At 68.1% G+C, this 26,160-nt stretch carries 30 protein-coding genes; 16 read left to right on the top strand and 14 right to left on the bottom strand.

Annotation, left to right across the window (positions count from 1 at the left end):
* Positions 1 to 16: 16 nt before the first annotated feature.
* The 3 genes from ACFWAY_RS41940 to ACFWAY_RS41930 are packed head-to-tail and all read left to right on the top strand — an operon-like array spanning position 17 to position 2,474.
* Positions 17 to 979: an ATP-binding cassette domain-containing protein gene (locus tag ACFWAY_RS41940; protein WP_378455152.1), complete on the top strand. Its 963-nt coding sequence runs from the start codon at positions 17 to 19 to the stop codon at positions 977 to 979.
* Positions 976 to 1,815: an ABC transporter permease gene (locus ACFWAY_RS41935; protein ID WP_378455153.1), complete on the top strand. Its 840-nt coding sequence runs from the start codon at positions 976 to 978 to the stop codon at positions 1,813 to 1,815. The genes ACFWAY_RS41940 and ACFWAY_RS41935 overlap by 4 nt, the downstream gene beginning before the upstream one ends.
* On the top strand, positions 1,812 to 2,474 hold the full coding sequence (locus tag ACFWAY_RS41930; RefSeq protein WP_378455154.1) for an SIMPL domain-containing protein: 663 nt from the start codon (positions 1,812 to 1,814) through the stop codon (positions 2,472 to 2,474). The genes ACFWAY_RS41935 and ACFWAY_RS41930 overlap by 4 nt, the downstream gene beginning before the upstream one ends.
* Here the strand turns inward: ACFWAY_RS41930 and ACFWAY_RS41925 are convergent.
* The 3 genes from ACFWAY_RS41925 to ACFWAY_RS41915 form a co-directional block, all read right to left on the bottom strand.
* The gene (locus ACFWAY_RS41925) at positions 2,471 to 2,929 is read right to left on the bottom strand and encodes a MarR family winged helix-turn-helix transcriptional regulator (RefSeq protein ID WP_378455155.1); all 459 of its coding nucleotides are present in this window, start codon (positions 2,927 to 2,929) and stop codon (positions 2,471 to 2,473) included. The two genes, ACFWAY_RS41930 and ACFWAY_RS41925, sit on opposite strands and share 4 nt — an antisense overlap.
* 81 nt (positions 2,930 to 3,010) lie before the next feature.
* Positions 3,011 to 4,279, bottom strand: a complete 1,269-nt coding sequence (locus tag ACFWAY_RS41920) for a class I SAM-dependent RNA methyltransferase (RefSeq protein ID WP_378514656.1) — start codon at positions 4,277 to 4,279, stop codon at positions 3,011 to 3,013.
* 13 nt (positions 4,280 to 4,292) lie between these two features.
* Positions 4,293 to 6,287, bottom strand: coding sequence for an APC family permease (locus ACFWAY_RS41915; protein WP_378455157.1), 1,995 nt, complete (start codon positions 6,285 to 6,287; stop codon positions 4,293 to 4,295).
* Positions 6,288 to 6,449: 162 nt separating this feature from the next.
* Between ACFWAY_RS41915 and ACFWAY_RS41910 the strand changes: the two genes are divergently transcribed.
* Genes ACFWAY_RS41910 through ACFWAY_RS41900 form a run of 3 tightly spaced genes read left to right on the top strand, consistent with a single transcriptional unit; the run spans position 6,450 to position 8,157 of the window.
* Positions 6,450 to 7,115: a potassium channel family protein gene (locus ACFWAY_RS41910; protein ID WP_378455158.1), complete on the top strand. Its 666-nt coding sequence runs from the start codon at positions 6,450 to 6,452 to the stop codon at positions 7,113 to 7,115.
* Between the two features lie 48 nt (positions 7,116 to 7,163).
* Positions 7,164 to 7,823: a potassium channel family protein gene (locus ACFWAY_RS41905; protein WP_378455159.1), complete on the top strand. Its 660-nt coding sequence runs from the start codon at positions 7,164 to 7,166 to the stop codon at positions 7,821 to 7,823.
* Positions 7,824 to 7,857: 34 nt separating this feature from the next.
* Positions 7,858 to 8,157, top strand: a complete 300-nt coding sequence (locus ACFWAY_RS41900) for a GNAT family N-acetyltransferase (protein WP_378455160.1) — start codon at positions 7,858 to 7,860, stop codon at positions 8,155 to 8,157.
* Positions 8,158 to 8,224: 67 nt separating this feature from the next.
* On the opposite strand, the gene ACFWAY_RS41895 is transcribed toward ACFWAY_RS41900, so the two are convergent.
* Together ACFWAY_RS41895 and ACFWAY_RS41890 are read right to left on the bottom strand one after the other, a co-directional pair.
* Positions 8,225 to 8,905, bottom strand: coding sequence for a DUF3159 domain-containing protein (locus ACFWAY_RS41895; RefSeq protein ID WP_378514655.1), 681 nt, complete (start codon positions 8,903 to 8,905; stop codon positions 8,225 to 8,227).
* Positions 8,906 to 8,933: 28 nt separating this feature from the next.
* On the bottom strand, positions 8,934 to 9,311 hold the full coding sequence (locus tag ACFWAY_RS41890) for an OB-fold nucleic acid binding domain-containing protein (RefSeq protein WP_005240856.1): 378 nt from the start codon (positions 9,309 to 9,311) through the stop codon (positions 8,934 to 8,936).
* Between the two features lie 136 nt (positions 9,312 to 9,447).
* Between ACFWAY_RS41890 and ACFWAY_RS41885 the strand changes: the two genes are divergently transcribed.
* Positions 9,448 to 10,161 carry an alpha/beta fold hydrolase gene (locus ACFWAY_RS41885; protein ID WP_378455162.1) on the top strand — a complete coding sequence of 238 codons (714 nt, stop codon included), beginning with the start codon at positions 9,448 to 9,450 and terminating at the stop codon, positions 10,159 to 10,161.
* Between the two features lie 23 nt (positions 10,162 to 10,184).
* Here ACFWAY_RS41885 and ACFWAY_RS41880 read toward each other — a convergent pair whose 3' ends face one another.
* Complete coding sequence (locus tag ACFWAY_RS41880) at positions 10,185 to 11,030, bottom strand: DUF3710 domain-containing protein (protein WP_378514654.1); 846 nt, start codon at positions 11,028 to 11,030, stop codon at positions 10,185 to 10,187.
* Positions 11,031 to 11,032: 2 nt separating this feature from the next.
* Entirely contained in the window at positions 11,033 to 11,554 is a 522-nt protein-coding gene (gene dut / locus ACFWAY_RS41875; RefSeq protein WP_025432405.1) for a dUTP diphosphatase, read from the bottom strand.
* An 86-nt stretch (positions 11,555 to 11,640) separates the two neighbouring features.
* On the opposite strand from dut, the gene ACFWAY_RS41870 reads away from it, so the two are divergent.
* Entirely contained in the window at positions 11,641 to 12,111 is a 471-nt protein-coding gene (locus tag ACFWAY_RS41870; RefSeq protein WP_378455187.1) for a DUF3093 domain-containing protein, read from the top strand.
* A 45-nt stretch (positions 12,112 to 12,156) separates the two neighbouring features.
* Here ACFWAY_RS41870 and ACFWAY_RS41865 read toward each other — a convergent pair whose 3' ends face one another.
* Complete coding sequence (locus tag ACFWAY_RS41865) at positions 12,157 to 12,459, bottom strand: DUF4193 domain-containing protein (protein WP_005240850.1); 303 nt, start codon at positions 12,457 to 12,459, stop codon at positions 12,157 to 12,159.
* A gap of 480 nt (positions 12,460 to 12,939) precedes the next feature.
* Here ACFWAY_RS41865 and cei point away from each other — a divergent pair, with 480 nt between their 5' ends.
* A complete protein-coding gene (gene cei / locus ACFWAY_RS41860; protein ID WP_378455164.1) occupies positions 12,940 to 13,629 on the top strand; it encodes an envelope integrity protein Cei in 690 nt (229 codons plus the stop codon).
* A 7-nt stretch (positions 13,630 to 13,636) separates the two neighbouring features.
* Here cei and ACFWAY_RS41855 read toward each other — a convergent pair whose 3' ends face one another.
* Positions 13,637 to 14,539, bottom strand: a complete 903-nt coding sequence (locus ACFWAY_RS41855) for an inositol monophosphatase family protein (protein ID WP_378455165.1) — start codon at positions 14,537 to 14,539, stop codon at positions 13,637 to 13,639.
* A 156-nt stretch (positions 14,540 to 14,695) separates the two neighbouring features.
* Here ACFWAY_RS41855 and ppgK point away from each other — a divergent pair, with 156 nt between their 5' ends.
* A complete protein-coding gene (gene ppgK / locus ACFWAY_RS41850) occupies positions 14,696 to 15,448 on the top strand; it encodes a polyphosphate--glucose phosphotransferase (protein WP_378455166.1) in 753 nt (250 codons plus the stop codon).
* Between the two features lie 121 nt (positions 15,449 to 15,569).
* Positions 15,570 to 16,943: an RNA polymerase sigma factor gene (locus ACFWAY_RS41845; RefSeq protein ID WP_378455167.1), complete on the top strand. Its 1,374-nt coding sequence runs from the start codon at positions 15,570 to 15,572 to the stop codon at positions 16,941 to 16,943.
* A 62-nt stretch (positions 16,944 to 17,005) separates the two neighbouring features.
* On the opposite strand, the gene ACFWAY_RS41840 is transcribed toward ACFWAY_RS41845, so the two are convergent.
* Genes ACFWAY_RS41840 through ACFWAY_RS41830 form a run of 3 tightly spaced genes read right to left on the bottom strand, consistent with a single transcriptional unit; the run spans position 17,006 to position 19,069 of the window.
* On the bottom strand, positions 17,006 to 18,178 hold the full coding sequence (locus tag ACFWAY_RS41840) for a cation:proton antiporter (RefSeq protein ID WP_378455168.1): 1,173 nt from the start codon (positions 18,176 to 18,178) through the stop codon (positions 17,006 to 17,008).
* A gap of 7 nt (positions 18,179 to 18,185) precedes the next feature.
* The gene (locus ACFWAY_RS41835) at positions 18,186 to 18,668 is read right to left on the bottom strand and encodes a cation:proton antiporter regulatory subunit (protein WP_005240833.1); all 483 of its coding nucleotides are present in this window, start codon (positions 18,666 to 18,668) and stop codon (positions 18,186 to 18,188) included.
* A 47-nt stretch (positions 18,669 to 18,715) separates the two neighbouring features.
* On the bottom strand, positions 18,716 to 19,069 hold the full coding sequence (locus tag ACFWAY_RS41830) for a DUF952 domain-containing protein (protein WP_378514653.1): 354 nt from the start codon (positions 19,067 to 19,069) through the stop codon (positions 18,716 to 18,718).
* Between the two features lie 261 nt (positions 19,070 to 19,330).
* On the opposite strand from ACFWAY_RS41830, the gene ACFWAY_RS41825 reads away from it, so the two are divergent.
* Positions 19,331 to 19,525, top strand: a complete 195-nt coding sequence (locus ACFWAY_RS41825) for a hypothetical protein (RefSeq protein WP_005240831.1) — start codon at positions 19,331 to 19,333, stop codon at positions 19,523 to 19,525.
* A 106-nt stretch (positions 19,526 to 19,631) separates the two neighbouring features.
* Here ACFWAY_RS41825 and ACFWAY_RS41820 read toward each other — a convergent pair whose 3' ends face one another.
* Positions 19,632 to 21,392: a DEAD/DEAH box helicase gene (locus ACFWAY_RS41820; protein ID WP_378514664.1), complete on the bottom strand. Its 1,761-nt coding sequence runs from the start codon at positions 21,390 to 21,392 to the stop codon at positions 19,632 to 19,634.
* Positions 21,393 to 21,647: 255 nt separating this feature from the next.
* On the opposite strand from ACFWAY_RS41820, the gene ACFWAY_RS41815 reads away from it, so the two are divergent.
* Complete coding sequence (locus ACFWAY_RS41815) at positions 21,648 to 22,820, top strand: YihY/virulence factor BrkB family protein (RefSeq protein WP_378455170.1); 1,173 nt, start codon at positions 21,648 to 21,650, stop codon at positions 22,818 to 22,820.
* Here the strand turns inward: ACFWAY_RS41815 and ACFWAY_RS41810 are convergent.
* Positions 22,793 to 23,029, bottom strand: coding sequence for a DUF3039 domain-containing protein (locus ACFWAY_RS41810; RefSeq protein WP_005240826.1), 237 nt, complete (start codon positions 23,027 to 23,029; stop codon positions 22,793 to 22,795). The genes ACFWAY_RS41815 and ACFWAY_RS41810 overlap by 28 nt on opposite strands.
* A gap of 77 nt (positions 23,030 to 23,106) precedes the next feature.
* Here ACFWAY_RS41810 and ACFWAY_RS41805 point away from each other — a divergent pair, with 77 nt between their 5' ends.
* The 3 genes from ACFWAY_RS41805 (at position 23,107) to ACFWAY_RS41795 (ending at position 26,113) form a co-directional block, all read left to right on the top strand.
* On the top strand, positions 23,107 to 23,466 hold the full coding sequence (locus tag ACFWAY_RS41805) for a DUF3099 domain-containing protein (protein WP_005261100.1): 360 nt from the start codon (positions 23,107 to 23,109) through the stop codon (positions 23,464 to 23,466).
* A 30-nt stretch (positions 23,467 to 23,496) separates the two neighbouring features.
* Entirely contained in the window at positions 23,497 to 24,975 is a 1,479-nt protein-coding gene (locus ACFWAY_RS41800; protein WP_378514652.1) for a methyltransferase, read from the top strand.
* Between the two features lie 166 nt (positions 24,976 to 25,141).
* Entirely contained in the window at positions 25,142 to 26,113 is a 972-nt protein-coding gene (locus tag ACFWAY_RS41795) for a sigma-70 family RNA polymerase sigma factor (protein ID WP_005240812.1), read from the top strand.
* Positions 26,114 to 26,160: the final 47 nt, after the last annotated feature.

Genomic DNA, 26,160 nt, shown 5'->3' with positions numbered 1-26,160 from the left:
TCGAAAGCAGGGTGCAATGCTCACAGCGACAAAGCTGGCCATCGAGACGACGGGACTCGTCAAGACCTTCGGATCCACCCACGCGGTCGACGGCCTGGATCTGGCGGTCCCCCTCGGGGGCGTGTACGGCGTCCTCGGACCGAACGGCGCGGGCAAGACCACCGCGATCCGGATGCTGGCCACGCTGCTGCCCCTCGACGGTGGAACGGCCACCGTGCTGGGGCACGACGTCGCGAGCGAACCGGACGCCGTGCGCAGCAAAGTCTCCCTCACCGGACAGTTCGCCTCGCTCGACGAGGATCTGACGGGCAGCGAGAATCTGCTGCTGCTCGGCCGACTGTACGGGTACTCCCGCGCGGCGGCCCGCACCCGGTCCGAACAGTTGCTGTCCGCCTTCGGGCTCGACGAAGCGGGCAACCGGCAGGTGAAGAACTACTCCGGCGGTATGCGCCGGAGGCTCGACATCGCGGCCAGCATCATCGTCACTCCGGAGATGATCTTCCTCGACGAGCCCACCACCGGTCTCGACCCGCGCAGCCGCAATCAGGTGTGGGAGATCGTCCGCGCACTGGTCGCCGGCGGCACGACGGTGCTGCTGACCACGCAGTACCTCGACGAGGCCGACCAACTCGCCGACCGGGTGGCCGTCATCGACCACGGCAAGGTGATCGCCGAGGGCACCACCGGCGAACTGAAGGCTTCCGTCGGATCGGGTGCCCTGCACGTGCGGGTCACCGACATCGCCACCCGTCCCGCAGCGGCGGCGCTGCTGCGGGACGTGCTCGACGTGCCGATCATCGAAGAAGCCGATCCGGCCGCCCTCACCGCGCGAATCGACGACCCGGCCCGGGTCTCGCGGGCTCTGCCCGCACTCGACGACGCCGGAATCGGCGTCAGCACATTCGCATTGGGGCAGCCGAGCCTCGACGAAGTCTTCCTCACCCTCACCGGCCGACCCACCGAGGAGCATGCGTCATGACTTCGACCACCGACCGGACCGCCGACACCGCCAGCGCTGTCGCCGACGTCCTGAAGATGCCCGGCCCGAGGCCCGCGCGACCCACTGCATGGTCCACCTCCCTCTCGTTCGGCTGGCGGGCTCTGCTCAAGATCAAGCACGTCCCCGAGCAACTGTTCGACGTGACGATGTTCCCGATCATGTTCACGTTGATGTTCACGTACCTCTTCGGGGGCGCGCTGGCCGGTTCGACCAGCGCCTACGTCCAGTTCCTGCTGCCGGGCATCCTCGTGCAGACGGTCGTCATGATCACCATGTACACCGGCCTGACGCTCAACAAGGACATCGAGAAGGGTGTGTTCGACCGGTTCCGGTCGCTCCCGATCTGGCGTCCCTCCCCACTCGTGGGCGCGCTGCTCGGTGACGTCGTCCGCTACACGATCGCCTCGATCATCGTCCTGATCCTGGGGCTCGTCCTGGGGTTCCGCCCGGACGGCGGTCTCGTCGGTGTGGTGGCGTCGATCGGCCTGCTGCTGCTGTTCTCGTTCAGCCTGTCCTGGATCTGGACGATGTTCGCGATGCTCATGCGCACCGAGCAGGCGGTCATGGGCGTGTCGATGTTCATCCTGTTCCCGCTGACCTTCGCCAGCAACATCTTCGTCGACCCCGCGACCATGCCGGGCTGGCTGCAGGCGTTCGTCGGCGTCAACCCGATCAGCAAGCTGGTGACATCCATCCGCGGGCTCATGGCCGGGACGGTGGAGATCGCGGATCTCGCCGTCGTGTTCGGATGGTGCGCCGGCTTCGTGGTGATCTTCGGACCGCTGACGATGCGCCTGTACAACCGTAAGTCGTGACGGTGGCGACGACCGATGACGCCGAGAGATCGGTGACGGTACGGGGATCCGGAATCGTGTCGGCGGTTCCGGATCTCGTCCGCGCCACCGTCACCGTGACCGCGACGCGCCCCGCAGTGGCCGATGCGTTCGAGGCCGTCGCCCGGTCCACCACGGCCGTCACGGACACCCTGCGCGGGCACGGGGTCTCGGGGCCCGACCTCGCGACCACCGGGCTCTCCGTGCACTCCGAGTCCACCTGGACCGAGGGCCGGGGCAGCGAGGTCACCGGCTACACCGCCGCGACGACGCTACAGATCACCGTCCGCGAGGCGGGGGCGTCCGCATCGTCGCCGGCGCAGGTGGTGGCCGCCTGCGTCGGCGCGGGTGGCGACGACATCCGTCTCGGCGGACTCGAATTCGACTTCTCCGATCCTGCCGCGCTGACGGCGACCGCCCGGGACCGGGCCTGGGCCGATGCTGTTGCCAAGGCGGAGCAGTACGCCTCGCTGTCGCGTCGGGCGCTGGGCGAGGTCCTCGACATCTCGGAAGTCGACATCGGTGACGTGTCCCCGCGGCCGGTTGCGAAGGCGCTCGCGGCGGCCGACTCCCCGATCGCCGTCGAACGCGGCGAGAAGCCGACGCGGGTCGACGTCCGGGTGCGGTGGCGTCTCGTCTAGACCCGGGGGCCCCGCTGCTGGACCGACGCGGCGAACGTGTCGTTGAGCTGAGTCAGCGACGTCACCGCCGCCAGTGCCTGTTCCTGGGACCAGCCTTCGAGCATGCCGCGCAGCCGTTCGGCCCGGCGCTCGGTCGTCTCGCGCAGAATGTCCATCCCGTTCGGCGACACCCGAATGCGGGAGGCACGCTTGTCGTGGGGGTCGGCGGCGCGCGATACGTATCCCGCGTCGACCAGTTCGGAGATCTGTCTACTCAACGACGACTGACTCACGCACAGGTCGGTGGCCAGTTCGTTCTGGCGGCACTCCCCCCGCGCGGCGAGCACGAAGAGCACGCTCGTCAACGCGGGCGGGATCGGGGTCTCGCCACTCGCCGAGACGACCGCCCGCAGCGATCGCCCGAGTGCGAACACCGCATCGACGAGCGCTTGCGCAGTATCTGCCTGTACCGACATCCAGTCCCCGTCCCACACACCCACTACTTGCGGGCCGACTATACGTTTTGTTGCGTTCGGTAAACAACAATGCGCCTGGTGTCAGCGCGTCAGCAACGCGATGCACTCCACGTGATGGGTGAGAGGGAATGCATCGAACGCGCGCAGCTCGTCGACATGATATCCCTGCGCGAGGTACAGACCGATGTCGCGGGCGAACGACGCCGGGTCGCACCCCACGTGCACGACCCGTTCGGCGCCCGCGGCGGCGACCGCCTCGATCACGTCACGCCCCGCACCCGCACGCGGCGGATCGAGCACCACGACCCGTGGCGGGGAGGCGAGTCCGGAGATCGCGCGCTCGACCCGGTCGGTGTGGAAGCGCACCTGCGGGAGGTCGGAGAGCGCGGCCTTCCCGTCCGAGACGGCCTGGCGCGAGGACTCGACGGAATCCACGTGCCCGGACGCCCCGGCACCGCCGGCGAGGGCGGCGGCGAACACACCCACTCCCCCGTACAGGTCCCATGCGGTCTCGCCCGCGGACATCCCGGCCCATTCGGAGACCACGGCCGAATACGTTTCCGCGGCCCCGCGATGCGCCTGCCAGAACCCGGTGGCGGCCAGTGCCCATTCCCGGTCGCGCACCCGCTCCACCGGGCGACCCGATCCGACGACCACCCGCTCGGCGCGCGGCGCACCGCTTGCGGCGCGGCGTGCCATGGCACCGCGGCGCCCGGGACTCGTACGGCCGGTCCGCGACACCTTCGGCGGCGCGATCTCGACCACGTGCCGCTCCCCCGCACTGTCGAGAACGATCTGCACCTCGCTGCCTGGCTTCCAATCGTGTTCGCTCACACCGTCGTAGGCGGCCGAGTCGATCTGCGGGCACGCGAGGTCCGTGACGATCCCGGAACTGCGGTGCCGGTGATAGCCGGGGCGGCCGTCCGGGTCGACGGCGAGCCGCACCCGCGTGCGCCAGCCGGTGCCGTCTCCGGTGCCTGGCAGTTCCTCGACGTCCACGTCCCGCTGCAATCGCGCGAGCCTGGCCAACTGCTCGGACACGACCTGCGCCTTCATGTCCCGCTGCACGTGCAGGCTCGCGTGCGAGAAGTCGCAACACCCCGCGCCGCCCGGACCCGACACCGGGCACACCGGGCTGACCCGCTCCGGGGACGCGTCGAGGATCTCGATCGCGTCGGCCCGGCAGTAGGACCCGCCGCGGTCCTCGGTGACGAGGGCGATCACCCGCTCGCCGGGCAGTCCGTGCCGGACGAAGACCACGCGGCCCTCGTGCCGGGCGACGACGAAACCGCCGTGCCCGGGATTGCCAAGCCGCAGTTCGAGGCGGCGGTCCGACCAGTTCTCACTCAACGCTTCTCGCCCGTCACTTGTCGTCGGGTTCGTAGCCGCGGCGGGAGGCCCCGGCCGTGTATTCGATGTTCAGTGCCTTCGCCTTCTCGGACGAGTTCAGTTGCCACGGAACGCTGGTGACCATCACACCCGGCTGGAACAGCAGGCGGCTCTTGAGCCGCAGCGCACTCTGGTTGTGCAGGATCTGCTCCCACCAGTGACCCACCACGTACTCGGGGATGAACACGGTGACGACGTCCCGCGGCGAGTCTTTCCGGACGCGGCGCACGTAGTCGAGCACGGGTTTGGTGATCTCGCGGTACGGCGACTCGATCACCTTGAGCGGCACCGCGATGTCACTCTTCTCCCACCGGCGCACGAGTGCCCGGGTGTCGGGTTCGTCGACATTGACCGTGATGGCCTCGAGGGTGTCCGGCCGTGTGGCCCGGGCGTAGGCGAGCGCGCGCATCGTCGGCATGTGCAGCTTGGAGACGAGGACGATGGAGTGAGTCCGGCTGGGCAGCACCCCGTCCCATTCCTGTTCCTCGAGCTCCCGGGCGACGCTGTCGTAGTGCTTCCGGATCATCTTCATCACCACGAAGATGGCGACCATGGCCACGATCGCGATCCAGGCGCCTGCCGCGAACTTCGTGATGAGCACGATGATGAGGACGGCGCCGGTCATGGCGAGGCCGATGGAGTTGATCACCCGGGAGCGGTGCATCCGCCGGCGCTGAGCCGGGTCGTTCTCGGTCTTCAAGTGCCGGGTCCAGTGCCGGATCATGCCCGTCTGGCTCAACACGAACGAGACGAACACCCCGACGATGTACAGCTGGATCAGCTTGGTCACCTCGGCGCCGAACAGGACGACGAACGCGATCGCGGCCCCGGACAGGAACAGGATGCCGTTGCTGAACGCCAGGCGGTCGCCGCGGGTGTGCAGCTGACGGGGCAGGTAGCGGTCCTGCGCGAGGATCGAGCCGAGCACGGGGAATCCGTTGAAGGCCGTGTTGGCGGCGAGCACGAGGATCAGGGCGGTCACGATGGCGATGAAATAGAAGCCGATGGGGAAACCGCCGAACACCGTCTCCGCGATCTGCGCGATCAGAGTCTTCTGGTGATACCCGGTGGGGGCGCCGATCAGCTGCTCGGCCGGGCTGTGCGCGTACACGATCCCGATCTTCTGGGCCAGGATGATGATGCCCATCAGCAGCACGATGGCAATCGATCCCAGCAGCAGCAGCGTGGTGGCCGCGTTGCGGGACTTGGGCTTCTGGAACGCGGGGACACCATTACTGATCGCCTCGACACCGGTCAGTGCCGCACAGCCGGAGGAGAAGGCCCGCGCGACCAGGAACGCGAACGCGATCCCGTACAGGTGGGAGTCCTCGGCTTCGAGTTCGAATCCGGACGATTCGGCGCGCAGGTCGTCGCCCAGCACGAAGATCTGGAAGAACCCCCACAGCAGCATGAGGGCCATGCCGGCGATGAACGCGTACGTCGGGATCGCGAAGGCGGCACCGGATTCACGGATGCCACGCAAGTTGATGGCGGTCAGCAGCACGATGGCCGCGACCGCGAACAGCACCTTGTGCTGGGCCACGAACGGCACCGCCGAACCGATGTTGGACGCGGCCGACGAGATGGAGACCGCGACCGTGAGGACGTAGTCCACCAGCAGGGCGCTGCCCACGGTCAGACCCGCGGTGGGTCCGAGATTGACGGTCGCGACCTCGTAGTCGCCGCCGCCCGACGGGTAGGCGTGCACGTTCTGCCGGTAGCTGGCGACCACCACCGCCATCACCGCGGCGACGGCGAGCCCGATCCAGGGGGTGTAGGCGTAGGCGGAGATGCCCGCCACCGACAGCACGAGGAAGATTTCTTCGGGGGCATACGCCACCGACGACATCGCATCGGAGGCGAAGACCGGGAGGGCGATCCTCTTGGGAAGCAGCGTGTGCCCGAGCTTGTCGCTCCGGAAGGGTCTGCCTAGCAGTAGCCGCTTTGTGGCGGTCGAGAGCTTTGACACTGCCAAAGCGTAAGCCGTCCGCAGAAAACCTGGACCCTCACCCACCAATGTGTCCGGATTGCGATCTCTGTCTCGGTTGCTCTTCTGCCTGGGCACTGTACGGTTCGATTCGGTACGCACGTACTCGAGACGTGACGCCAGAGCCCATGAACGGAGTACAAGGTGTATGTGGTCATCATGGGATGCGGCCGGGTCGGCTCATCCCTCGCTGGCTCGCTGACCCGGATCGGCCACGAGGTCGCGGTCATCGATCGCGACCCTGCCGCATTCCTACGTCTCGAACCCGACTTCCCCGGGCACACCGTCGTCGGGATGGGATTCGACCGCGACGTGCTGGTCAAGTCCGGTATCGAGCGCGCAGAGGCATTCGCCGCGGTGTCGTCCGGAGACAACTCCAACATCATTTCGGCGCGCGTGGCCCGGGAGACGTTCGGCGTGGAACGCGTCGTCGCCCGGATCTACGACGCCAAGCGTGCCGCCGTGTACGAGCGGCTCGGGATCCCCACCGTCGCGACCGTCCCGTGGTCGACGGACCGCTTCCTGCACACCCTCACCCGCGACAGCCAGACCGCCAAGTGGCGCGATCCGTCCGGAACCGTCGCGGTCACCGAGTTGTCCCTGCACGAGGATTGGATCGGAAGGCCGGTCGCCGAACTCGAGGCCGCCACGAATTCGCGTGTCGCGTTCATCATCCGCTTCGGCACCGGCGTCCTTCCCGACCGCAAGACCGTCTTCCAGGCCGACGACCAGGTGTACATCGCGGCCGTGTCGGGAACGGTGGCCGAGGCCGTCGCGCTTGCAGGCAATCCCCCGCCTTCGGAGAACTGAGACGGCAGTGAGAATGTTCACGATCGACCACCCGAACGGAAGCAATCGATGAGAGTCGCAATCGCAGGAGCCGGCGCAGTCGGACGCTCGATCGCGCGCGAACTGGTCCGCAGCGAACACGACGTCATGCTGATCGAACGCAAGCTCGAGCACATCGAGCAGGAGTCGGTGCCCGAGGCGACGTGGGTCCACGCCGACGCGTGCGAGCTGAGCAGCCTCGAAGCGGCGTCCCTCGAAACCTACGAGGTGGTGATCGCGGCCACCGGTGACGACAAGGCCAACCTGGTCCTCAGCCTCCTCGCGAAGACCGAGTTCGGGGTCAGCCGTGTGGTGGCCCGCGTCAACGATCCCCGCAACGAGTGGTTGTTCGACGAGTCCTGGGGAGTCGACGTCGCCGTCTCCACCCCCCGGATGCTCGCCTCGCTGGTGGAGGAGGCGGTGTCGGTCGGCGATCTCGTGCGGCTGATGACACTGCGCCAGGGGCAGGCCAACCTCGTCGAGATCACGCTGCCCGACAACACCCCGCTCGCCGGGAAACCCGTCCGCAAGCTGCACTTGCCCCGCGATGCCGCACTGGTCACCATCCTCCGCGGCGGACGAGTCATCGTGCCGCAGCAGGACGATCCGCTCGAGGGCGGCGACGAACTGCTGTTCGTCGCGTCCGTGGACGTCGAGGACGATCTGCGAGCGGCCGTCGGGCTCTCCTGACCCGGCAGGGACCGATCGATACCCGGAGGAACCGTTGAGTACCACCGCAACACCCGAGAGCACCGTCGTCACCGACAGCCCGCAGCAGAGCCGGTACGAGATCCACGCCGACGGTGAACTCGCGGGAATCGAGCAGTACGAAGTCGACGGGGACGTACGCGTTTTCGTTCACACCGAGGTCTATCCGCAGTACGAGGGACTCGGACTCGCCCGGACGCTCGTGAGTGCGGCTCTGGACGATCTCCGCCGCCGTGGACTGCGGGTGCGCCCGGTGTGCCCGTACGTCGTGAAATTCGTGTCGAAGCATCCCGAGTACCAGGACCTCGTGGCCTGATCGGTTCGGCGGCTTCGTCTCCGCCACAACCGGTCAGCTCCCGACGGTCCCCGGCGAGGGGCCGTGCTCAGGTGCGGCCGGGCTCGTCGCGGGGGCCGCCCGCTTCCGTGTCGTCCGTCGGTTCGCCGGCGTCGTCCGAGGGTCCCGGTTCGACGATCCGATCGGCCCGGCGCACAGCCCAGATCGTCACCAGCAGAGCCAATCCCGCCAACGGCCAGCCCATCGCGATGCGCGCGAACGCGAGCCAACCGGTCTGGTCGGAATCGTAGAGTTGCGACTGCACGAGGTACCGCGCCGCGAACACCAGCGCCCAAGCGGCGGTGGCCACGTCGTAGGCACGTACCGCGCCGCGATGGCGCCGCCAGAGGTTGCCGTGGCCGTTGAGGAATCCCCAGATCAGGCCGACGAGCGGCCAGCGCACGAGAATCGAGATCAGGAACACCGCCCCATACGCGAGGCTCGTGTAGATCCCGAACAGGAAGTATCCCTTGGCATCGCCCGTGCGGTAGGCGATGAACGCGGAGATGCCGACGCCGACGAACCCGGACACCGCGGGCTGGATGGGGCTGTGGCGGACGAGGCGCCAGACGAGAATGGCGACGGCGACACCGAGGGCCGCCCAGATCGCCGGACCCAGGCCCCACACACCGTTGACCGGAACGAAGACCAGGATGGGCAGGGTCGAATAGATCAGCCCGCTGAGCCCACCGAGCTGTTCGAGTATGGATTGCTGCTTCGTTTCGGTCACTCAACGAGAGTGCCACACGAGACGGACCCTAGGATTCGCCGCGCAGCTCGTAATACGGGTTGAAGATCACCTTCTGGCCGTCGCGTTCGCCGACACGTCCACGAACCAGCAGGGTCTTCCCCGGTTCGATGCCCGGAATCCTCCGCCGGCCGATCCACACCAACTTGATCTGTTCCGTGCCGTCGAAGAATTCGGCTTCGATGCTGGCGTTCCCGGACTTCGGACAGGCTTCGACACTGCGGAGCCGTCCCAGCATGGTGACCTCTTCGCCGCGGCTGCAGTCGCAGGCACGTTGTGCGCCGGACGCCTGAGACGTCTCAGCCATTTCCTCGGCGTCCAGCTGCTCGAGGTCCTCGGTGAGCCTGCGAGTCAGCCGACGAAAATATCCTGCCGTGGCGGGTGCCATTGCGCGCTCCTGGAGCATGTGCGACGCGAGATCTTCGCGCCGCTCGTAGGGCTGTGTATTCGCCACTGTAGACCCATTGGTTCCCGGCAACCACACCAGCGGAAGAGCGCTGTGAAGGACCGGGCAGGATCATCACATGCCCTCTGATGATCGGCCGTCCGTGGCCGTTGTGCTCCCCGGTACGGGATCCGACGCGGACTTCGTGGCCCGCGCCTTCACCGAGCCCCTGACCTGCCGTGGAGTGCGCACGGCCGCAGTCGAACCCGATCCCCGGCGAGTCGTCGGAAGCTACGTCGACGCGCTCGACGCCGCGGCCGCGCAGCACGGCCGCATCCTCGTCGGAGGGGTCTCCATCGGGGCCGCCGTAGCGCTGCAGTGGGCAGGATCACACCCGGATCACGTCGCCGGGGTCCTCGCGGCACTGCCCGCGTGGACCGGGACCGCCACGGACGCTCCCGCCGCCGCCAGCGCCCGGTTCACCGCGGCCCGGCTGCGGGCGGACGGCCTCGAACAGGTCACCGCCGAGATGATCGCCTCCAGCCCGCCCTGGCTGGGCCGGGAACTGGCGAAATCGTGGCGATCGCAGTGGCCGCACCTTCCCGCCGCACTGGACGAAGCGTCCGAGTACCACGCCCCCGGTGTGGGCGACCTCGAGCGCATCACGGTGCCGGTGGGGATCGCCGCCGCCACCGACGACGCCGTGCATCCCCTCGAGGTCGCCCGCACGTGGTGCGCACGACTTCCGCACGCGGGCCTCGTCACGGTGTCGCTGGACGAGATCGGCGCCGACCCGGCAATTCTCGGCTACGCCACCCTCGATGCGCTCGACTCGGTCCTGCACACGACCTGAGCGTCCAATCTCCGGGACCGGGATCAGCGACCGAGTTGCTGCATCGCCGAACCCGATTCGCCGCGACGCTGCTGCGGCTGCGCCGGGGCCTCCGCGGGGGGCGCCTGCTGCTCGCCCTGCGGGCCCGCCGGAGCCGGTTGCTGCGGAGCGGGCTGCTGCGGAACGGCACCCTCCTGCTCCGCCAACTGCTGCTGGTGAGCGGCGGCCAGCTGCTGGGCGAGGGCCTCGGGCAGGACAACCGGCAGCGGGGTCCGCACCGGGTTCGGCTCGTTTCCCCGCTTCACGACGGTGTCGCGCAGGATCGCCCTTGCCGTCGCGACGAGCTCCGAGTCGGCCGTGTTGCCACCGCCCGGTCCCGCGACCACGCAGCGCACCATCCACCGGTAGCCGTCGACGCCGATGAAGCGCAGGTCGGCGTTCGGGGTGACGGCGAAGACCTCGCGTCCCCACGGTCCGCTCTCGACGCTCACCGTCGCGTTGTCGTTGCGCAGCGATTCGGCGAGGTCGCCCGCGACTTCCCGCCACTGGCCCGGAGACTTCGGGGCGGCATACGCCGCCACGGTGATGCGCCCGTGCTGGGTGACGAGATGCACGGCCTGCGGCGAACCGTCGGGCGCCATCTCGACCTGCAACTGGGCGCCCTGCGGCATCGGGACGAGGACCGAACCGAGGTCGAGGCGGGTCCCCACCTCACCGACGGTGAGGTCGGCGCCCGACTCGAGGTCGTCGGCGTCGTACGGACCGCCGTCCACCTCGGTCACGGCGTCGTAGTCGTCCTCGTAGTCCGCGTCGGCTTCGCCGGCCTCGGCGTCCTCGAAGAAACCGGGCCGGTCGTCCTCGGCTTCCTTCTTCTTACGACGTCCGAACATGATCAGGCTCCTTCACTGGCATTGCCGACGAGGCTCGCGTGGCCTCCGCTCGACCCGTGTCCGTCACTGCCGCGGGTGGTGCCGTCGAGCGACGGGACCTCGACGAACGACACCAGTTCGACACGCTGCACGAGCAGTTGGGCGATCCGGTCGCCCCGGCGGATCTCGATCGGGGTCTCGAGGTCGTGATTGATCAGGCACACCTTGATCTCGCCGCGGTACCCGGCATCGATGGTGCCGGGGGTGTTGACCACCGACAGACCCGATTTTGCGGCCAGCCCGGATCGGGGGTGGATCAGCCCGACCGTGCCCAGGGGCAGCGCGATCGCGATGCCGGTTCCGACGAGGACACGGCGCCCCGGCTCGATGGTCACGTCGATGGTGCTGCACAGGTCGACACCGGCGTCGCCGTCGTGCGCACGCTGCGGTACCGGAATGTCGGGGTCCAGCCGCTGGAGGGCGACGGGCGGAAGGGCGGGGGTCGCGGCGGGAGAAAGGCCGGGAGATAGGTCGCTCACGTGCACCGAGCCTACTCTCAGACACCGACTATCCTGGTCGGGTGTCACAAACGTCCCGGCCCGAAGTCGCGCCCACCGATAACACCTCGCCCGTGCTGTACTCCGAGCGCCTGTGGGTGCCCGTCTGGTGGTGGGCAGTGGGCTTGTTCGTCGCCGGTCTGCTCGCCGCGGAGGTACACATGGGTGCGCCGGGACTGCGCGCGTGGCTGCCGTACGTTCTCCTGCTGCCCCTGCCCGTGTGGGGACTCGTCTGGCTCAGCCGTCTCCGCGTCGAGGTCGTCGAGGAACCGAACGGAGTCCATCTGCGGGTCGGACAGGCGCATCTGCCGCTGGATGTCATCGCAAGGGTCGCCGAGGTTCCCGGTTCGGCGAAGAGTGCGGCTCTCGGTCGCCAGCTCGACCCCGCCGCCTTCGTGCAACACCGGGTGTGGGTCAAGCCGATGGCACTGATCGTGCTCGACGACCCCGAGGACCCGACCCCCTACTGGTTGATCAGCACACGACGGCCGGCCGAGTTGCTGGCCGCCATCGACCGTGCCCGCCCGCAGGCGGACGGAGACTGATCGGACGGTGGGTCTCCACCGTCCGCCTCTCGTATTCGCCGCCGCTCAGGCCGCGCAGTCCCTGCACACCAGCACTCCGCCCGCGTCGCTGGCGAGCCGGCTGCGGTGGTGCACCAGGAAACAGCTCGAACACGTGAACTCGTCGGCCTGCTTCGGCACGACTCGCACCGAGAGCTCTTCACCGGACAGATCCGCGCCGGGCAGTTCGAACGACTCCGCGGTGTCGGACTCGTCCACGTCGACAACAGCCGACTGAGCCTCGTTGCGTCGCGCCTTCAGTTCCTCCAGCGAATCCTCCGAAACCTCATCGGACTCTGTTCGCCGCGGTGCGTCGTAGTCAGTTGCCATGTCGCCTTCCCCTCATCCTCTTCGGTGTATCCCGGCCCGTGCGGTACGTCGAACCGATTGTTGGTCGACCGTCCACACGAAAACCGCCTCGGCGCAGATCACACCCTGCGGCTGCACAACGCTGCAGCGGATGTGTTCGTGCCCGGAACCAGGCCCCGGAAACATGATCTACGCCTCTTTTGTCATCTTCTGCCGACCCTCGTTCTGCACGCTTTGAACGACTGGGGCCGCCAGACAGTAGCCGAAGGAAGTACAAAAGTCGTAACCGAATCGACCGATCGCGCAAATTGTCTGCTAATCGTCACCAACACCACAGCAAGCTGTGACATTCCACTACGGGGACGGGTTCGGGGTTATGACGTGCCAGGGATCTAAGGTAGGTCCCGAACCTGCGCCACGACGTGTGGCCGGGCCCTGTATCGGTGCGCTGTACGGATGCAACGTACGAAGCGCAGTTCGTAGGAGAGGTCGAGGCACACTGTGGTTTCACTGATCACCGAAGGCAGCCCGCTCGACGACAAGGGTCGTCCGTTCCGGCGGCGGCGGGCGATGCCGATCCTCGTGGTGTTCGCGATCCTCGCCCTGCTCGGCGCCGTCGTGTGGATCGGCGTCCTCGGCGACGACGAGGACCTCGCCACCACCGTCGACTGCAACCCTCCGCAGCCAGCCGCGCAGCCCGTCGACCCCGCGGCCCCACCGCAGCAGGCGCTGGGCGAGAAAGTCGACGGTTCGACCCTCCGGGACGTGGAGCCTGCCGCGCTGTCCGCCACGAAGGTGCGCGTGTTCAATGCCAACGGCGAGCACGGCCAGGCGGCGCAGGTCGCCGCCCAGCTCAGCGACTACGGGTTCGCGAGCGCACCCGACGTCCAGGCGGGCAACGACCCGATCTACGTCGACCAGAACATGCAGTGCCAGGGGCAGCTGCGGTTCGGTCCCAACGGCGCCGCCGCCGCGAGCGCGCTCTGGCTGGTGGCCCCGTGCACCGAACTCATTCAGGACGCCCGCACCGACGACACGGTCGACCTCGCCCTCGGCACCTACTTCCGCAAGATCTCGCCGAACACCGACGCCGAAGAGGTGCTGCGGTCCCTGAAGGATCCGCCGCCCGGAACCCAGCCCGCGCCCCTCGACATCGACCTCCTGAAGGCGGCGCGCACCGCCCGCTGTTGACCGGCGGTCACCCTTCCGGGATCGGGGCGTCCACCCCGATCTCGGCGAACAGCGCGTCCAGCGCGTCGGCGATGCCGGGGGCCGCGGCCACCACCACGTCGCCGTCCGCACTCGACGTCTGCGGCGAGGGGATTCGCACGCGGGCCCCCGCCTCAGTGGCGATCAGCGACCCCGCGGCCCAGTCCCACGGGCTCAGCCCGTGTTCGAAATGAGCGTCGACACGGCCGGCCGCGACCATGCACAGATCGAGGGCCGCCGAGCCGATCCGGCGGATGTCCCGCACCCTCGGCAGGATGTCCGCGATGAGGGCGCCCTGCGCCTTGCGCCGCGCCGCGCCGTACCCGAAACCGGTGGCGAGCAACGCCATCGACACGTCGGTGACCGGGTTGCACCGGAGGTCGCTGACCCGCCCGTCCGCGTCGGTGAGGGTTGCCCCGCCGCCACGCGCCGCCGCGTAGGTCGATCGGGCCGCCACGTCGACCACGGCCCCGGCGACGGACACCCCGTCGATCTGGGCGGCCACGGAGACTGCGTACGCGGGGACGCCGTACAGAAAGTTCACGGTGCCGTCGATCGGATCCACGATCCACCGCACCTCGGCGACGGAATCCTCCTCTCCCCCACCTTCTTCGCCGAGGATCGCGTCGTCGGGACGAAGCTGTGCGAGACGGTCGCGGATGACCTGCTCGCTCTCAGTGTCGACCACCGTGACCGGGTCGGTCGGAGTGCTTTTCGACGCGACGGAATCGCCGGATCCCGCTCGCTTCCCGACGATTCCGAAGACCTCGGGCCGTCGCGCCCGGACGTGGGCAGCCGCTTCCTCGGCCACCGCCACGGCGACCTCGAGCAGTCGCGTGGGATCGGTGCCGACGTGGCCTGGCGCGGACTCTGAACTCTGGGGTGCATGCACCCACCCATCGGAACACACTTTCGCTGCCTCACACCACCGCTGACGTTTCGCGCGGCTGGTGCCATCGCCCACCGAACGCGCGTCGACACACTAGTGTGACGGGCAGCAGAAGAGCGCCGGAGAACACGTCGTCGTCGACACGAAGGAGCACACGCCATGACCAAAACGGGGTTCGGTGTCGACGTCGGAGGCAGTGGCGTCAAGGGTGGCGTCGTGGATCTCGAGACGGGCCAGCTCGTCGGGGACCGCATCAAGCTCCTCACCCCCCAGCCGTCCACTCCGGAGGCGGTCGCGGAGACCGTCGCCGAGATCATCCGCCAGGCAGAATGGGACGGACCGGTCGGTATCACCCTGCCGAGCGTCGTCACCGGCGGCGTGGCGCGATCCGCCGCCAACATCGACAAGAAGTGGATCGGGACGGACGCCCGCGCGCTGTTCGCCGACGCACTCGGCGGCCGGCTCGTCACCGTCCTCAACGACGCGGATGCGGCCGGGATCGCGGAGGACGCGCTCGGCGCGGGCAAGGACGCGAAGGGGGTCGTCATCCTCCTCACCTTCGGCACCGGCATCGGCTCGGCGATCCTCCACGACGGCGTCCTGCTCCCCAATACCGAGTTCGGGCACATGGAGGTGGACGGCAAGGAAGCCGAGCACCGGGCGGCGTCCTCGGTCAAGGAGAAGAAGGATCTGTCGTACAAGGAATGGGCCGGCGAGGTGAGCCGTGTCCTCACCCGGTTCGAGAACCTCCTGTGGCCGGATCTGTTCATCGCCGGTGGCGGAATCAGCCGGAAGAACGAGAAGTGGATCCCGCATCTGACCAACAGGACACCCGTCGTACCTGCTGCGCTGCTGAATACGGCGGGCATCGTCGGTGCTGCGCTCGCAGTGGAAACGGGCATCGCCCCGTAACTAATTCGGATGGGTCGTTACAATGGAAGAGCCCGGCTGCGCGCCGGCGAAACCAGTAGACCTCTCCGCCGGATGACCACTCTGGCGTGACGCCGCACGACACCGTCACGAAAGGGCGTACGTGGCAGCCACCGATACACGTCAGACTGCTGATTCGACTTCGGAGTCAGGACCGGAAGCACCAGTCGGAGCGGCAGCCACCGGCACTGCTCCGGCAGCCGAGGAAGCTCCCGCGAAGAAGCCGGCGGCCAAGAAGGCTCCCGCCAAGAAGGCAGCAGCGAAGAAGGCTCCCGCCAAGAAGGCGGCAGCCAAGAAGGCGGGCGGCAAGAAGGCCACGGCCGGTAAGGGTGCGGACGGCGAGGACCTCGACGAAGACTCCGCCGACATGGAGGACATCGACATCACCGAGGGCGACCTCGCCGAGGCCGAGACCGATGTCGTCGAGGTCGTCGCAGTCGGCGAAGACGAGGAGACCGAGGAGCCGTCCGACAAGGACAAGGCCTCCGGCGACTTCGTGTGGGACGAGGAGGAGTCCGAAGCGCTCCGCCAGGCCCGCAAGGACGCCGAACTGACCGCGTCCGCCGACTCGGTCCGCGCCTACCTCAAGCAGATCGGCAAGGTCGCCCTCCTCAACGCCGAAGAGGAGGTCGAGCTCGCCAAGCGGATCGAGGCCGGGCTCTACGCGACCCAGATCATGCAGGAACTGTCCGATTCCGGCGAGAAGCTCCCCGCCGCCCAGCGCCGGGACATGAGCTGGATCTGCCGCGACGGAAACCGCGCCAAGAACCACCTCCTCGAGGCGAACCTCCGCCTCGTCGTGTCGCTGGCCAAGCGCTACACCGGCCGAGGCATGGCGTTCCTCGACCTCATCCAGGAAGGCAACCTGGGCCTCATCCGTGCCGTCGAGAAGTTCGACTACACCAAGGGCTACAAGTTCTCGACCTACGCCACGTGGTGGATCCGTCAGGCCATCACCCGCGCGATGGCCGACCAGGCCCGCACCATCCGCATCCCGGTGCACATGGTGGAGGTCATCAACAAGCTCGGCCGCATCCAGCGCGAACTCTTGCAGGATTTGGGCCGTGAGCCCACTCCCGAAGAGCTCGCCAAGGAAATGGACATCACGCCCGAGAAGGTGCTGGAGATCCAGCAGTACGCTCGTGAGCCCATCTCGCTCGACCAGACGATCGGCGACGAGGGCGACAGCCAGCTCGGCGACTTCATCGAGGACTCCGAGGCCGTCGTAGCCGTCGACGCCGTGTCGTTCACCCTGCTGCAGGATCAGCTGCAGTCGGTGCTCGAGACGCTCTCCGAACGTGAAGCGGGCGTCGTGCGCCTGCGCTTCGGCCTGACCGACGGACAGCCCCGCACCCTCGACGAGATCGGACAGGTCTACGGAGTCACGCGTGAGCGCATCCGTCAGATCGAGTCCAAGACCATGTCGAAGCTGCGCCACCCGTCCCGGTCCCAGGTGCTGCGCGACTACCTGGACTGACGAACACACGACGATGCCCCCGGACTCCGAGCGAGTCCGGGGGCATTGTCGTCTGTGGCGCGCTACGCGCTGGTGCGAACCCGGATCCAGGCGCCTGCCACCGGTTCGACCACCCGTGCCGCCACCGGACCGATGACGGCCATCAGGAGGACGTACGCGGTGGCGAGTGCCACCAGTTCGCTCTCCACGGCTCCGGCCGACAACGCCAGGCCGGCGATGACGATCGAGAACTCGCCGCGCGCGATCAACGCGACCCCGGCCCGGGCCCGGCCCAGACGCGCAACGCCCTGTTGTTTCGCTGCCCACGCACCGGTGACCATCTTCGTCAGCGCGGTGACGACCGCGAGGAGGACGGCCCAGCCGAGGACCGGCGGAATCGCCCGGGGATCGGTGTTGAGCCCGAACACCACGAAGAACATCGCGGCGAACAGATCGCGGAGCGGTTCGAGGACGCGGCTCGCATTGTGGGCGGTCGTACCGGAGATCGCGATCCCCAGGAGGAACGCCCCGACGGCGGCCGAGACCTGCATCGCCGAGCTGATCCCCGCCACGAGGAGCGCGGCACCGAGCAGCTTCAGGAGCAGGGTCTCGCTGTCCGGGCTGTCCAGCAGGGCGGACACGTAGCGGCCGTACCGCAGTGCGATCACGAGGACGACCGAGATCACGACGAGGGAGATGCCCACCGCCTCGAGTCCGCCGGCGAAACTGACGCCGGCGAGCAGGGCCGTCAGAATCGGCAGGTACACGGCCATCGCGAGGTCCTCGAACACCAGGATCGAGAGCACGACCGGCGTTTCGCGGTTACCGAGCCGACCCAGGTCGCTCAGCACCTTCGCGATGATGCCCGACGACGAGATGTAGGTGACGCCGGCCATCACGACCGCGCCGGTGGTCCCCCACCCCAGCATCAGCGCCACGACCGCCCCGGGCGCCGCGTTGAGGACGGCGTCCACGACACCGGCCATCCACGACCGTCGCAGCCCGGTGACGAGTTCCGACGCGGTGTACTCCAGCCCCAGCAGAAGCAGGAGGAGGACCACCCCGATCTCGCTTGCCAAGTGGCTGAACTCGCTGATGTCGCCGAGGTTGACGAATCCGCCGCTGCCGAAGCAGAGTCCGCCGAGGAGATAGAACGGGATCGGCGACATGCCGAACTGAGCTGCCAGACGGCCCAGCAATCCGAGCGCGAAGAACACCGCGCCCAGTTCGATGAGCGCGAGCGTGGTGGTGTTCACGGGACGGTCAGCCGTTGGCCAGGAGCTTGGCTGACGCGTCCAGTCCGTCTGTGGTTCCGACGGCGACCAGGAGGTCGCCCGAGGTGAGCAGGAAGTCGGGCTTCGGTGACGGGTACACCTGACCGGCCCGCATGACCGCGACGATCGAGACCCCGGTGCGCGTGCGCATCGCCGTGTCGCCGAGCGGCCGGCCGTCGAACCGGGAGTCCTCCTTGATGTACAGCTGCTTGGTGCGGATTCCGGGCAGGTCCCGGTGTTCCTCCTCCAGCTGCGCCACCAGTTGCGGTGCCCCCAGCAGATTGCTGAGGACTGCCGCCTCCTCCGTGGTGAGCGGCACGGACGCAGCACACGCATCGGGATCGTCGGCCTTCGAGACGATCAGATCGGTGCGACCGTCACGGTGGGTGATGACACCGATGCGGCGACCGGCGGCGAGTTCGAAGTCCTTACGCACCCCGATACCCGGTAGTGGCGTCACTTCAACGTTCATGCCTCCACGGTAGTCCGATCGGTGTGACCAACCGCGGAAGGCTCGCGTCAGCGCCGGGCCGGGAACGTTCCGTCGGCGTCGGGGCGGTACTCCTCGACCGCGGTGACCGCCGTGACGGGCAGCGGCCCGTACAGGTGTGGGAACAGCATCGACTCGGGATCGGCCGGCACGCCCGGCTCCCACTTCACCGGCGCACCGAGCGCGGCGGGGTCGAGCTTCAGCAGGACGAGGTCCGTACGCCCGGCGAACAACCTATTGGCGGGCAGATGCACCTGGGCGGGCGTCGAGAGGTGCACGAAACCGTCCGCCGCGAACGTGGCGGGTACTCGGCTGCCTTCGCGTTCCGCGGTGCGCCATTCCTCGCGGCTGCACATGTGGACCAACTGGTCTTCGGATTTCACACAGCGAGACTAACGTCACGCCCGAAAACGAATCAGCTGTCAGCGAACTCGGACCGCGCGGTCTGTTCACATCGGCGCTCGTCACGCCCCTGACTGCGCGTTTCCGGCGTGTTTCGTGTGTGATGCAACACTGAGAAACGCCGTCGGGAACAACGCGTAAACCCCAAACGTCTGACAGAGTAGATCCACCGCGCCACCCCCGACGCGGCGGACCAAGGCCCCAGGCACTCGGCATTCAGTCGAAGCCAGTACGGAGGAGTCATGCCCGGAACACTGACCAGCCCCCCGTTGACCGCAGCCGACCGGTGCGACCGGTGCGGTGCGGGAGCCCGCGTTCGCGCGGTTCTTCCGACCGGAGGAGAGTTGCTCTTCTGCGGTCACCACGCCAACGAGCACGCAGACCGCCTTCGCGAGATGAACGCCACGATCGTGTCCGAAGCCGAAGCTGCAATCTGATACGTCAGCCCGGGTGACCCGTCCCAGGCTCACCTCTTCAGCAAAGAGACCGGCGAGTGCACTGCACTCGCCGGTCTCTTCTGTTCGAGTCACCAGGTGACGCCGATCACCACTGTCGCAGGGTGGAGATCCGCTCGGTGAGCTGCTCGACGGTGGCGATCGCCGTGGGCGGTCCCCCGCAGACACGACGCAGTTCGCCGTGGATGGTGCCGTGGGGCTTGCCCGTCCTGTGATGGTGCATCGCGACGAGACTGTTCAGTTCCCGGCGCAGCTGCGCGAGCTGTCCGGCGGCGGCCACCCGGTCCGCGACCTGGGGTACGGGTGTGTGCACGGGCGCGGGCGCAGGCTCCTGTTTGTCCAGCTGTTCCGACTGACGCTGACGCAGCAGCGCGCGCATCTGATCGGCGTCGAGCAGTCCGGGCAGACCCAGGTAGTCGGCCTCCTCGTCGGAGCCAGAGAACGTGGCCGTCCCGAAGGACGAACCGTCGTAGATCACCTGATCGAGCTCGGCATCCGCGCCGAGCGAAGTGAACGCCTTCTCCTCCTCGCCGAGCTCGTCCTTCTGCTTGTTCGCGTCGGCGAGGAGGTCGTCGTCGAAGCCGTCCTTCTCCCGATGCGGCTTGCCGAGCACGTGGTCGCGCTGCGCCTCGAGCTGGCTGGCCAGGTCGAGCAGCACCGGAACCGACGGGAGGAACACGCTCGCGGTCTCACCCTTGCGGCGGGACCGCACGAAACGCCCGATCGCCTGCGCGAAATAGAGCGGGGTGGACGCACTGGTGGCGTACACACCGACTGCCAGACGGGGAACGTCGACGCCTTCCGACACCATGCGGACGGCGACCATCCACTTCTGGGTGCTCGCCCCGAACTCGCCGATCCGCTTGGACGCCGTCGGGTCGTCGGATAGCACCACGACCGGGTCTTCCCCGGTGACCGCCTTCAGCGTCTGCGCGTACGCACGGGCCACGGTCTGGTCGGTGGCGATCACCAGACCTCCGGCGTCGGGCATGCCGCCCGTGCGCAGTTGGCCGAGCCGGGTGTCGGCGGCGTGCAGGACCGCGGGGATCCAGTCGCCCGACGGGTCCAGGGCCGTTCGCCACGCCCGGGCCGTCTGTTCCGCGCTGAGCGGCTCGCCGAGTCGCGCGGAGAACTCCTCGCCCGCGTTGTTCCGCCAGCGCGCCTCGCCGGAGTACGCGAGGAACACGACGGGCCGGACGACGCCGTCCGCGAGGGCGTCCGAGTACCCGTAGGAGTGATCCGCCTTCGAGCGCATCAGACCCTCGCGGTCGGGTTCGTACGTCACGAACGGGATCGCACTGTCGTCGCTGCGGAACGGTGTACCGGTCAGGGCGAGGCGGCGGGTGGCGTCACCGAACGCCTCCCGGATGGCGTCACCCCAGCTCTTCGCGTCGCCACCGTGGTGGATCTCGTCGAGGATGACCAGCGTGCGCCGGCTCTCGGTGCGGACCCGGTGCTTGAACGGGTGGGAGGCGACCTGCGCGTACGTCACCACGACACCCTGGTAGTCGCTGGACGTCTGCCCGGTCGAGTTCGAGAAGTACGAGTCCAGCGCGATGCCGTTGCGCGCGGCGGACCCGGCCCACTGGTGCTTGAGGTGCTCGGTCGGCGCGACCACGGTCACCTGATCGACGGTGCGGTCGCGCAGCAACTCCGACGCGACCCGCAGCGCGAACGTGGTCTTACCGGCGCCCGGCGTCGCGACCGCGAGGAAGTCCCGTGGTCCGGTGGACAGATACTTCGTCAGCGCACGACGCTGCCAGGCGCGCAGTGATCCTGCGGGTCTGGCCGGTTCGGTCTGTGCGAGGTAGGCCTCGGTGCCCACGATCTGCGCGGCCTCGGTTTCCATTCTCGGCGCCGACTGGGAGCCCACTGTCTCAGCACTCACGGGCTGCCCTCCGCTGGCATGGCACTGTTTGCTCGCACTCCTCGGTATTCGATCGACATGTCCGGGTCCAGACCCGAAGGCGCTGTCCGTCAAGGAGCCTAGCGCCCGGATCCGACGCGAACCGCATTCGCGAGTTCCGATAGTGACAGATTTGTCGCGACACGAGGACAGCAGCGGTGGGCAACCGGGCGTGTCGTCAGGGATGCTGGAAACATCATGACCGAAACACCCCCGACAACGCCGCAGAGTGGCGGTGACGCACCCCGGTCCGGGTGGCATCCGCTACGTCGCACACTGAGCGTGATCGGTCGCACAGCGAGCAAGGCCTGGGATGATTCGATCTTCGGAAAGGCGGCCACGGCGGCGTTCTGGCAGACGCTGTCGCTGCCCCCTCTCCTGCTGGGGCTCCTCGGAATGCTCGGCTACGTCGGCGGATGGTTCGGGCCCGACACCGTCGACATCATCCAGTCGAAGATCATCAACTTCAGTGGGACGGTGTTCAGCGACAGCGTCGTCGAACAGATCATCCGCCCGACGGTCGGCGACGTACTCGAACGCGGTCGTCCCGAGATCGTGTCGCTGAGCTTTCTGCTGTCCCTGTGGGCCGGCTCGTCCGCCATTTCCACGTTCGTGGACTCGATCGTCGAGGCCCACGGGCAGCAGGAGGCGCGGCACCCGGTGTGGCAGCGCGTGTTCGCGTTGCTGCTCTACGTGATGTTCCTGATCCTCGCCGTGTTCACCCTGCCGCTGGTCGCGCTGGGGCCGACACTCGTCGGCAGGGTGCTCCCGGAGGCGTGGCGCACGATCGGGACGGAGATCGTCGACACGTTCTACTACCCCGGCGTCGGACTGCTGCTCATCGTCGGCCTGACGACGCTGTACAAGGTGGCGCTCCCCCGGTCGCTGCCCTGGCACCGGTTGCTCGGCGGCGCGCTCGTCGCGGGGGTCTTCTTCCTCGGCGCGAGCACCTGCCTGCGCCGCTACCTCTCCTGGGTGGCCGGAACCGGGTACACGTACGGGGCACTGGCAACGCCGATCGCGTTCCTGCTGTTCACGTTCTTCCTGGGTTTCGCGGTGGTGCTCGGTGCCGAGTTCAACGCCACCGTCCAGGAGTTCTGGCCCGCCCGTGCGACCCGAATCGACCAGATGCGGGATTGGATCGCCGCGCAGGCCGAGAGTTCGCCGTCGACGGGTCCGGTGACCAGCCTCACACGCCGCATCGCCACCGGTCCGATCAAGGTCGTCGGCGACCGTGCCCGCCCGGATGCGGCCGAGCCGGAGTCCGGGAACGTCGACGAGCCCGACGGCCCGGTACGAGAATCTCCCGAGCCACCGGGTGTGCGACGAGCGCCGGCGAAGCCTCAGTCGCCCTTGCGCAATCCTTCGTAGATCTTCTTGCAGTCGGGGCAGACCGGCGATCCCGGCTTCGCGGACTTCGTCACCGGAAACACTTCGCCGCACAACGCGACGACGTGAGTGCCCATGACGGCACTCTCCGCGATCTTGTTCTTCTTGACGTAGTGGAAGAACTTGGGAGTGTCGTCATCGGTCGACTCGTCGGTGGTGACGTCGGGCCGTTCCTTGGTTTGAGTGCTCACCCCTCAATAATGCCGCAACCGGCCGACGATCCCACCCCCTGTGTGCATTTGCCGCCCGACAGTGGAACAGTGGAGACATGGCACGAAGTGCAGGGTTCGGTGGGTCCCACGATGCCGGCTCACCGAGCAATCCGGTTCTCATCACCGAGGCAGCGCGATCCATCGAGGATCAACATCGCGCCCGTGTCCGCAAGTACCTGCTCATCATGTCCTTCCGGTTCCCCGCGCTGATCTTCGCGGCGGTGGCGTACGGCATCTGGGAGAACCCGTGGATCTCGATGGCGATCATCGGCGTGTCGATCCCGCTGCCGTGGATCGCGGTCCTCATCGCCAACGACCGGCCGCCACGCACCAAGGACGAACCCAGTCGGTACGACCACCGCGAGTCGCCGTCCACCGCCCTGCCTGCGCCGCCGCACCACACGATCGAGGGCTGACGCGGTCGGGCGTGCTGCAACAATGCACGGGTGAACCGTGACGAACTGCTGTCGATCTGCCCCTCTCTGCGTGAAGCCCTCCGCCGCAACCGGTACGACACGGACACCCTGCTCGAGGCGCTGGGCCCCGAGGTACATGCGGCGTTGAGCCGCAACGAGCCGGTGCCGGTGCGCCGGGCCAGCGCCGGCTGCGGCGAACTCGGCACCCTGATCCGCCTGTTCCTTCTCACCGACGACTGTCCCGTCGGCGAGGTGGCCGTGGCGCTGTCCCCGCTCCCGGTCGAGAACGCCGTCGCGGCCGGCCTTCTCGAATCCGACGGTGACGTCGTCCGGGCAGCCCTCGACCTCCGTCCGATGGACATCGGCGGGGGCAACCGCTGGGTGTTCTCCGACCTCGATGGCTCCCTCCGCCCCCGCGAGACCCCCGTCGACCACGTCATCGGCGTCGGGCACGCGTCGCTGTCGCTGCTGCAGGCCACCCCGACGGCGCCGGTCGGGACGCTGCTCGACGTCGGGACCGGTTGCGGCATCCAGGCCCTGCACGGCGCGTCCTACGCCGACACGGTCACGGCCACGGACCTGAACGTCCGGGCCGTCGATCTGGCGGCCGTCACGGCGGCGCTCAACGAGGAAGAGGTGGAACTGCTCGCCGGGTCGTGGTTCGAGCCGGTCGAGGGCCGCACGTTCGATCAGGTCGTGGCCAATCCGCCGTTCGTCGTCAGCCGCGCCCGGGTGGGTCACACCTACCGCGACTCCGGACTCGACCTCGACGGCGCAAGTGAACTGATGATCTCCCGCGTGGCCGACTACCTCGCGCCCGGCGGCACGGCGGCGCTGCTGGCGTCCTGGATCCACGTCGAGGGCGAGGACTGGCGCGCCCGGGTCGCCTCCTGGCTTCCCGCCCACGGGATCGACGCGTGGGTGGTGCAGCGGGACGTCGCCGACCCGGCCCTGTACGTCGGCACCTGGATGCGGGACGGCGGCCTCGACACCCGGGACCCGGCCACCGCGACGATCGCCGAGGACTGGCTCGATCACCTCGCGAGCGCGAACGTCGAGGGGGTCGGCTTCGGGTTCGTCTACCTGCGCCGGACCGACGCACCCACCGACCTGATGGCGGAAGATCTCACCCACGGCTTCAGCGACCCCTTGGGCGCGGAGGCGCTCGCGTACTTCGAGCGGGTGGCGTGGCTGCGCGACCACGACGTGCTGGCCGCGCGTTTCCGCGTGGAGGAGAGCACCGCCCTGGAGCGCGTGTTCCTGCCCGGCGACGAGGGATGGACCCAGGTGGTCGCCCGGTTGCACCGTGGGAACGGCCCGGCCTGGCAGCACGAGGTCGACGATCTCGTCGCCTCGCTCGTCGCAGGCATGCGCGGCGACGGCCTCGTGCTGGGCGAACTGATCGAGCTTCTCGCCGCCGCCCACGGCGTCGACGCCGAGGAACTCGCACAGTCGGCCGTGCCGCTCGTGCACGCCCTCGTCCGGCACGGACTCGTGCTTCCCGCGTAGCCGCCGGGTTCCCGATCCGTCCCCCTTATACGTGTTCTCAGCAACTTCTCAGGACCGAATCGAGGAACCCGCAGGTCACAGCCTCTTCGCAAATTACCGGCCGGGAACTTTCCCAGGCCTTCGGTGCGTTGATCCATATGAGACACCACCGATGAGGAGGCAAGTCATGACAAGCCCCAGCACCACTACTCGCATTCGTCCCAGCGCTGCCGATCTGGACGCCCAGAGCCCCGCTGCCGACCTGGTCCGCGTCTACCTGAACGGAATCGGCCGCACAGCTCTGCTGACGGCCGCAGACGAGGTAGAACTGTCCAAGCGAATCGAGGCTGGGCTGTACGCCGCGCACATCCTGGAGACCGGGAAGCGACTCTCCCCCGCCAAGAAGCGCGACCTCGCGACGGTCGTCCGTGAAGGACAGTCCGCCCGCGCACACCTCCTCGAGGCCAACCTGCGGCTCGTCGTCTCGCTCGCGAAGCGGTACACCGGACGCGGCATGCCCCTCCTGGACCTCATCCAGGAGGGCAACCTGGGCCTGATCCGCGCGATGGAGAAGTTCGACTACGCGAAGGGGTTCAAGTTCTCGACGTATGCCACCTGGTGGATTCGTCAGGCGATCACCCGCGGCATGGCCGACCAGAGCCGGACGATCCGGCTCCCAGTGCACCTCGTCGAGCAGGTCAACAAGCTGGCCCGCATCAAGCGTGAGCTGCATCAGCAGCTCGGGCGTGAGGCGACCGACGACGAGCTGGCCGAGGAGTCGGGAATCCCGGCGCACAAGATCGCGGATCTCCTCGACCACAGCCGCGACCCGGTGAGCCTCGACATGCCGGTCGGCAACGACGAGGAAGCTCCGCTGGGCGACTTCATCGAGGATTCCGAGGCCACGTCGGCGGAGAACGCCGTGATCGCCGGTCTCTTGCACAGCGACGTGCGCACCGTGCTGGCCACCCTCGACGAACGTGAGCAGCAGGTCATCCGCCTGCGCTACGGTCTCGACGACGGTCAGCCGCGCACTCTCGACCAGATCGGCAAGCTCTTCGGGCTCTCCCGCGAGCGTGTCCGTCAGATCGAGCGCGAAGTGATGGGCAAGCTGCGGCAGGGCGACCGCGCCGAGCGGCTGCGCTCCTACGCCAGCTGACCAGAGCCTCCCACCGGAATCAGCGCCGGTGCCGGTCGTACGCGACC

It is taken from the genome of Rhodococcus sp. NPDC059968 (assembly GCF_042738615.1).
In the GTDB taxonomy this organism is placed as follows: Bacteria; Actinomycetota; Actinomycetes; order Mycobacteriales; family Mycobacteriaceae; genus Rhodococcus_F.
Note: the sequence above shows the minus strand (reverse complement) of the source record. Positions and strands in the feature narration are given on the sequence as shown.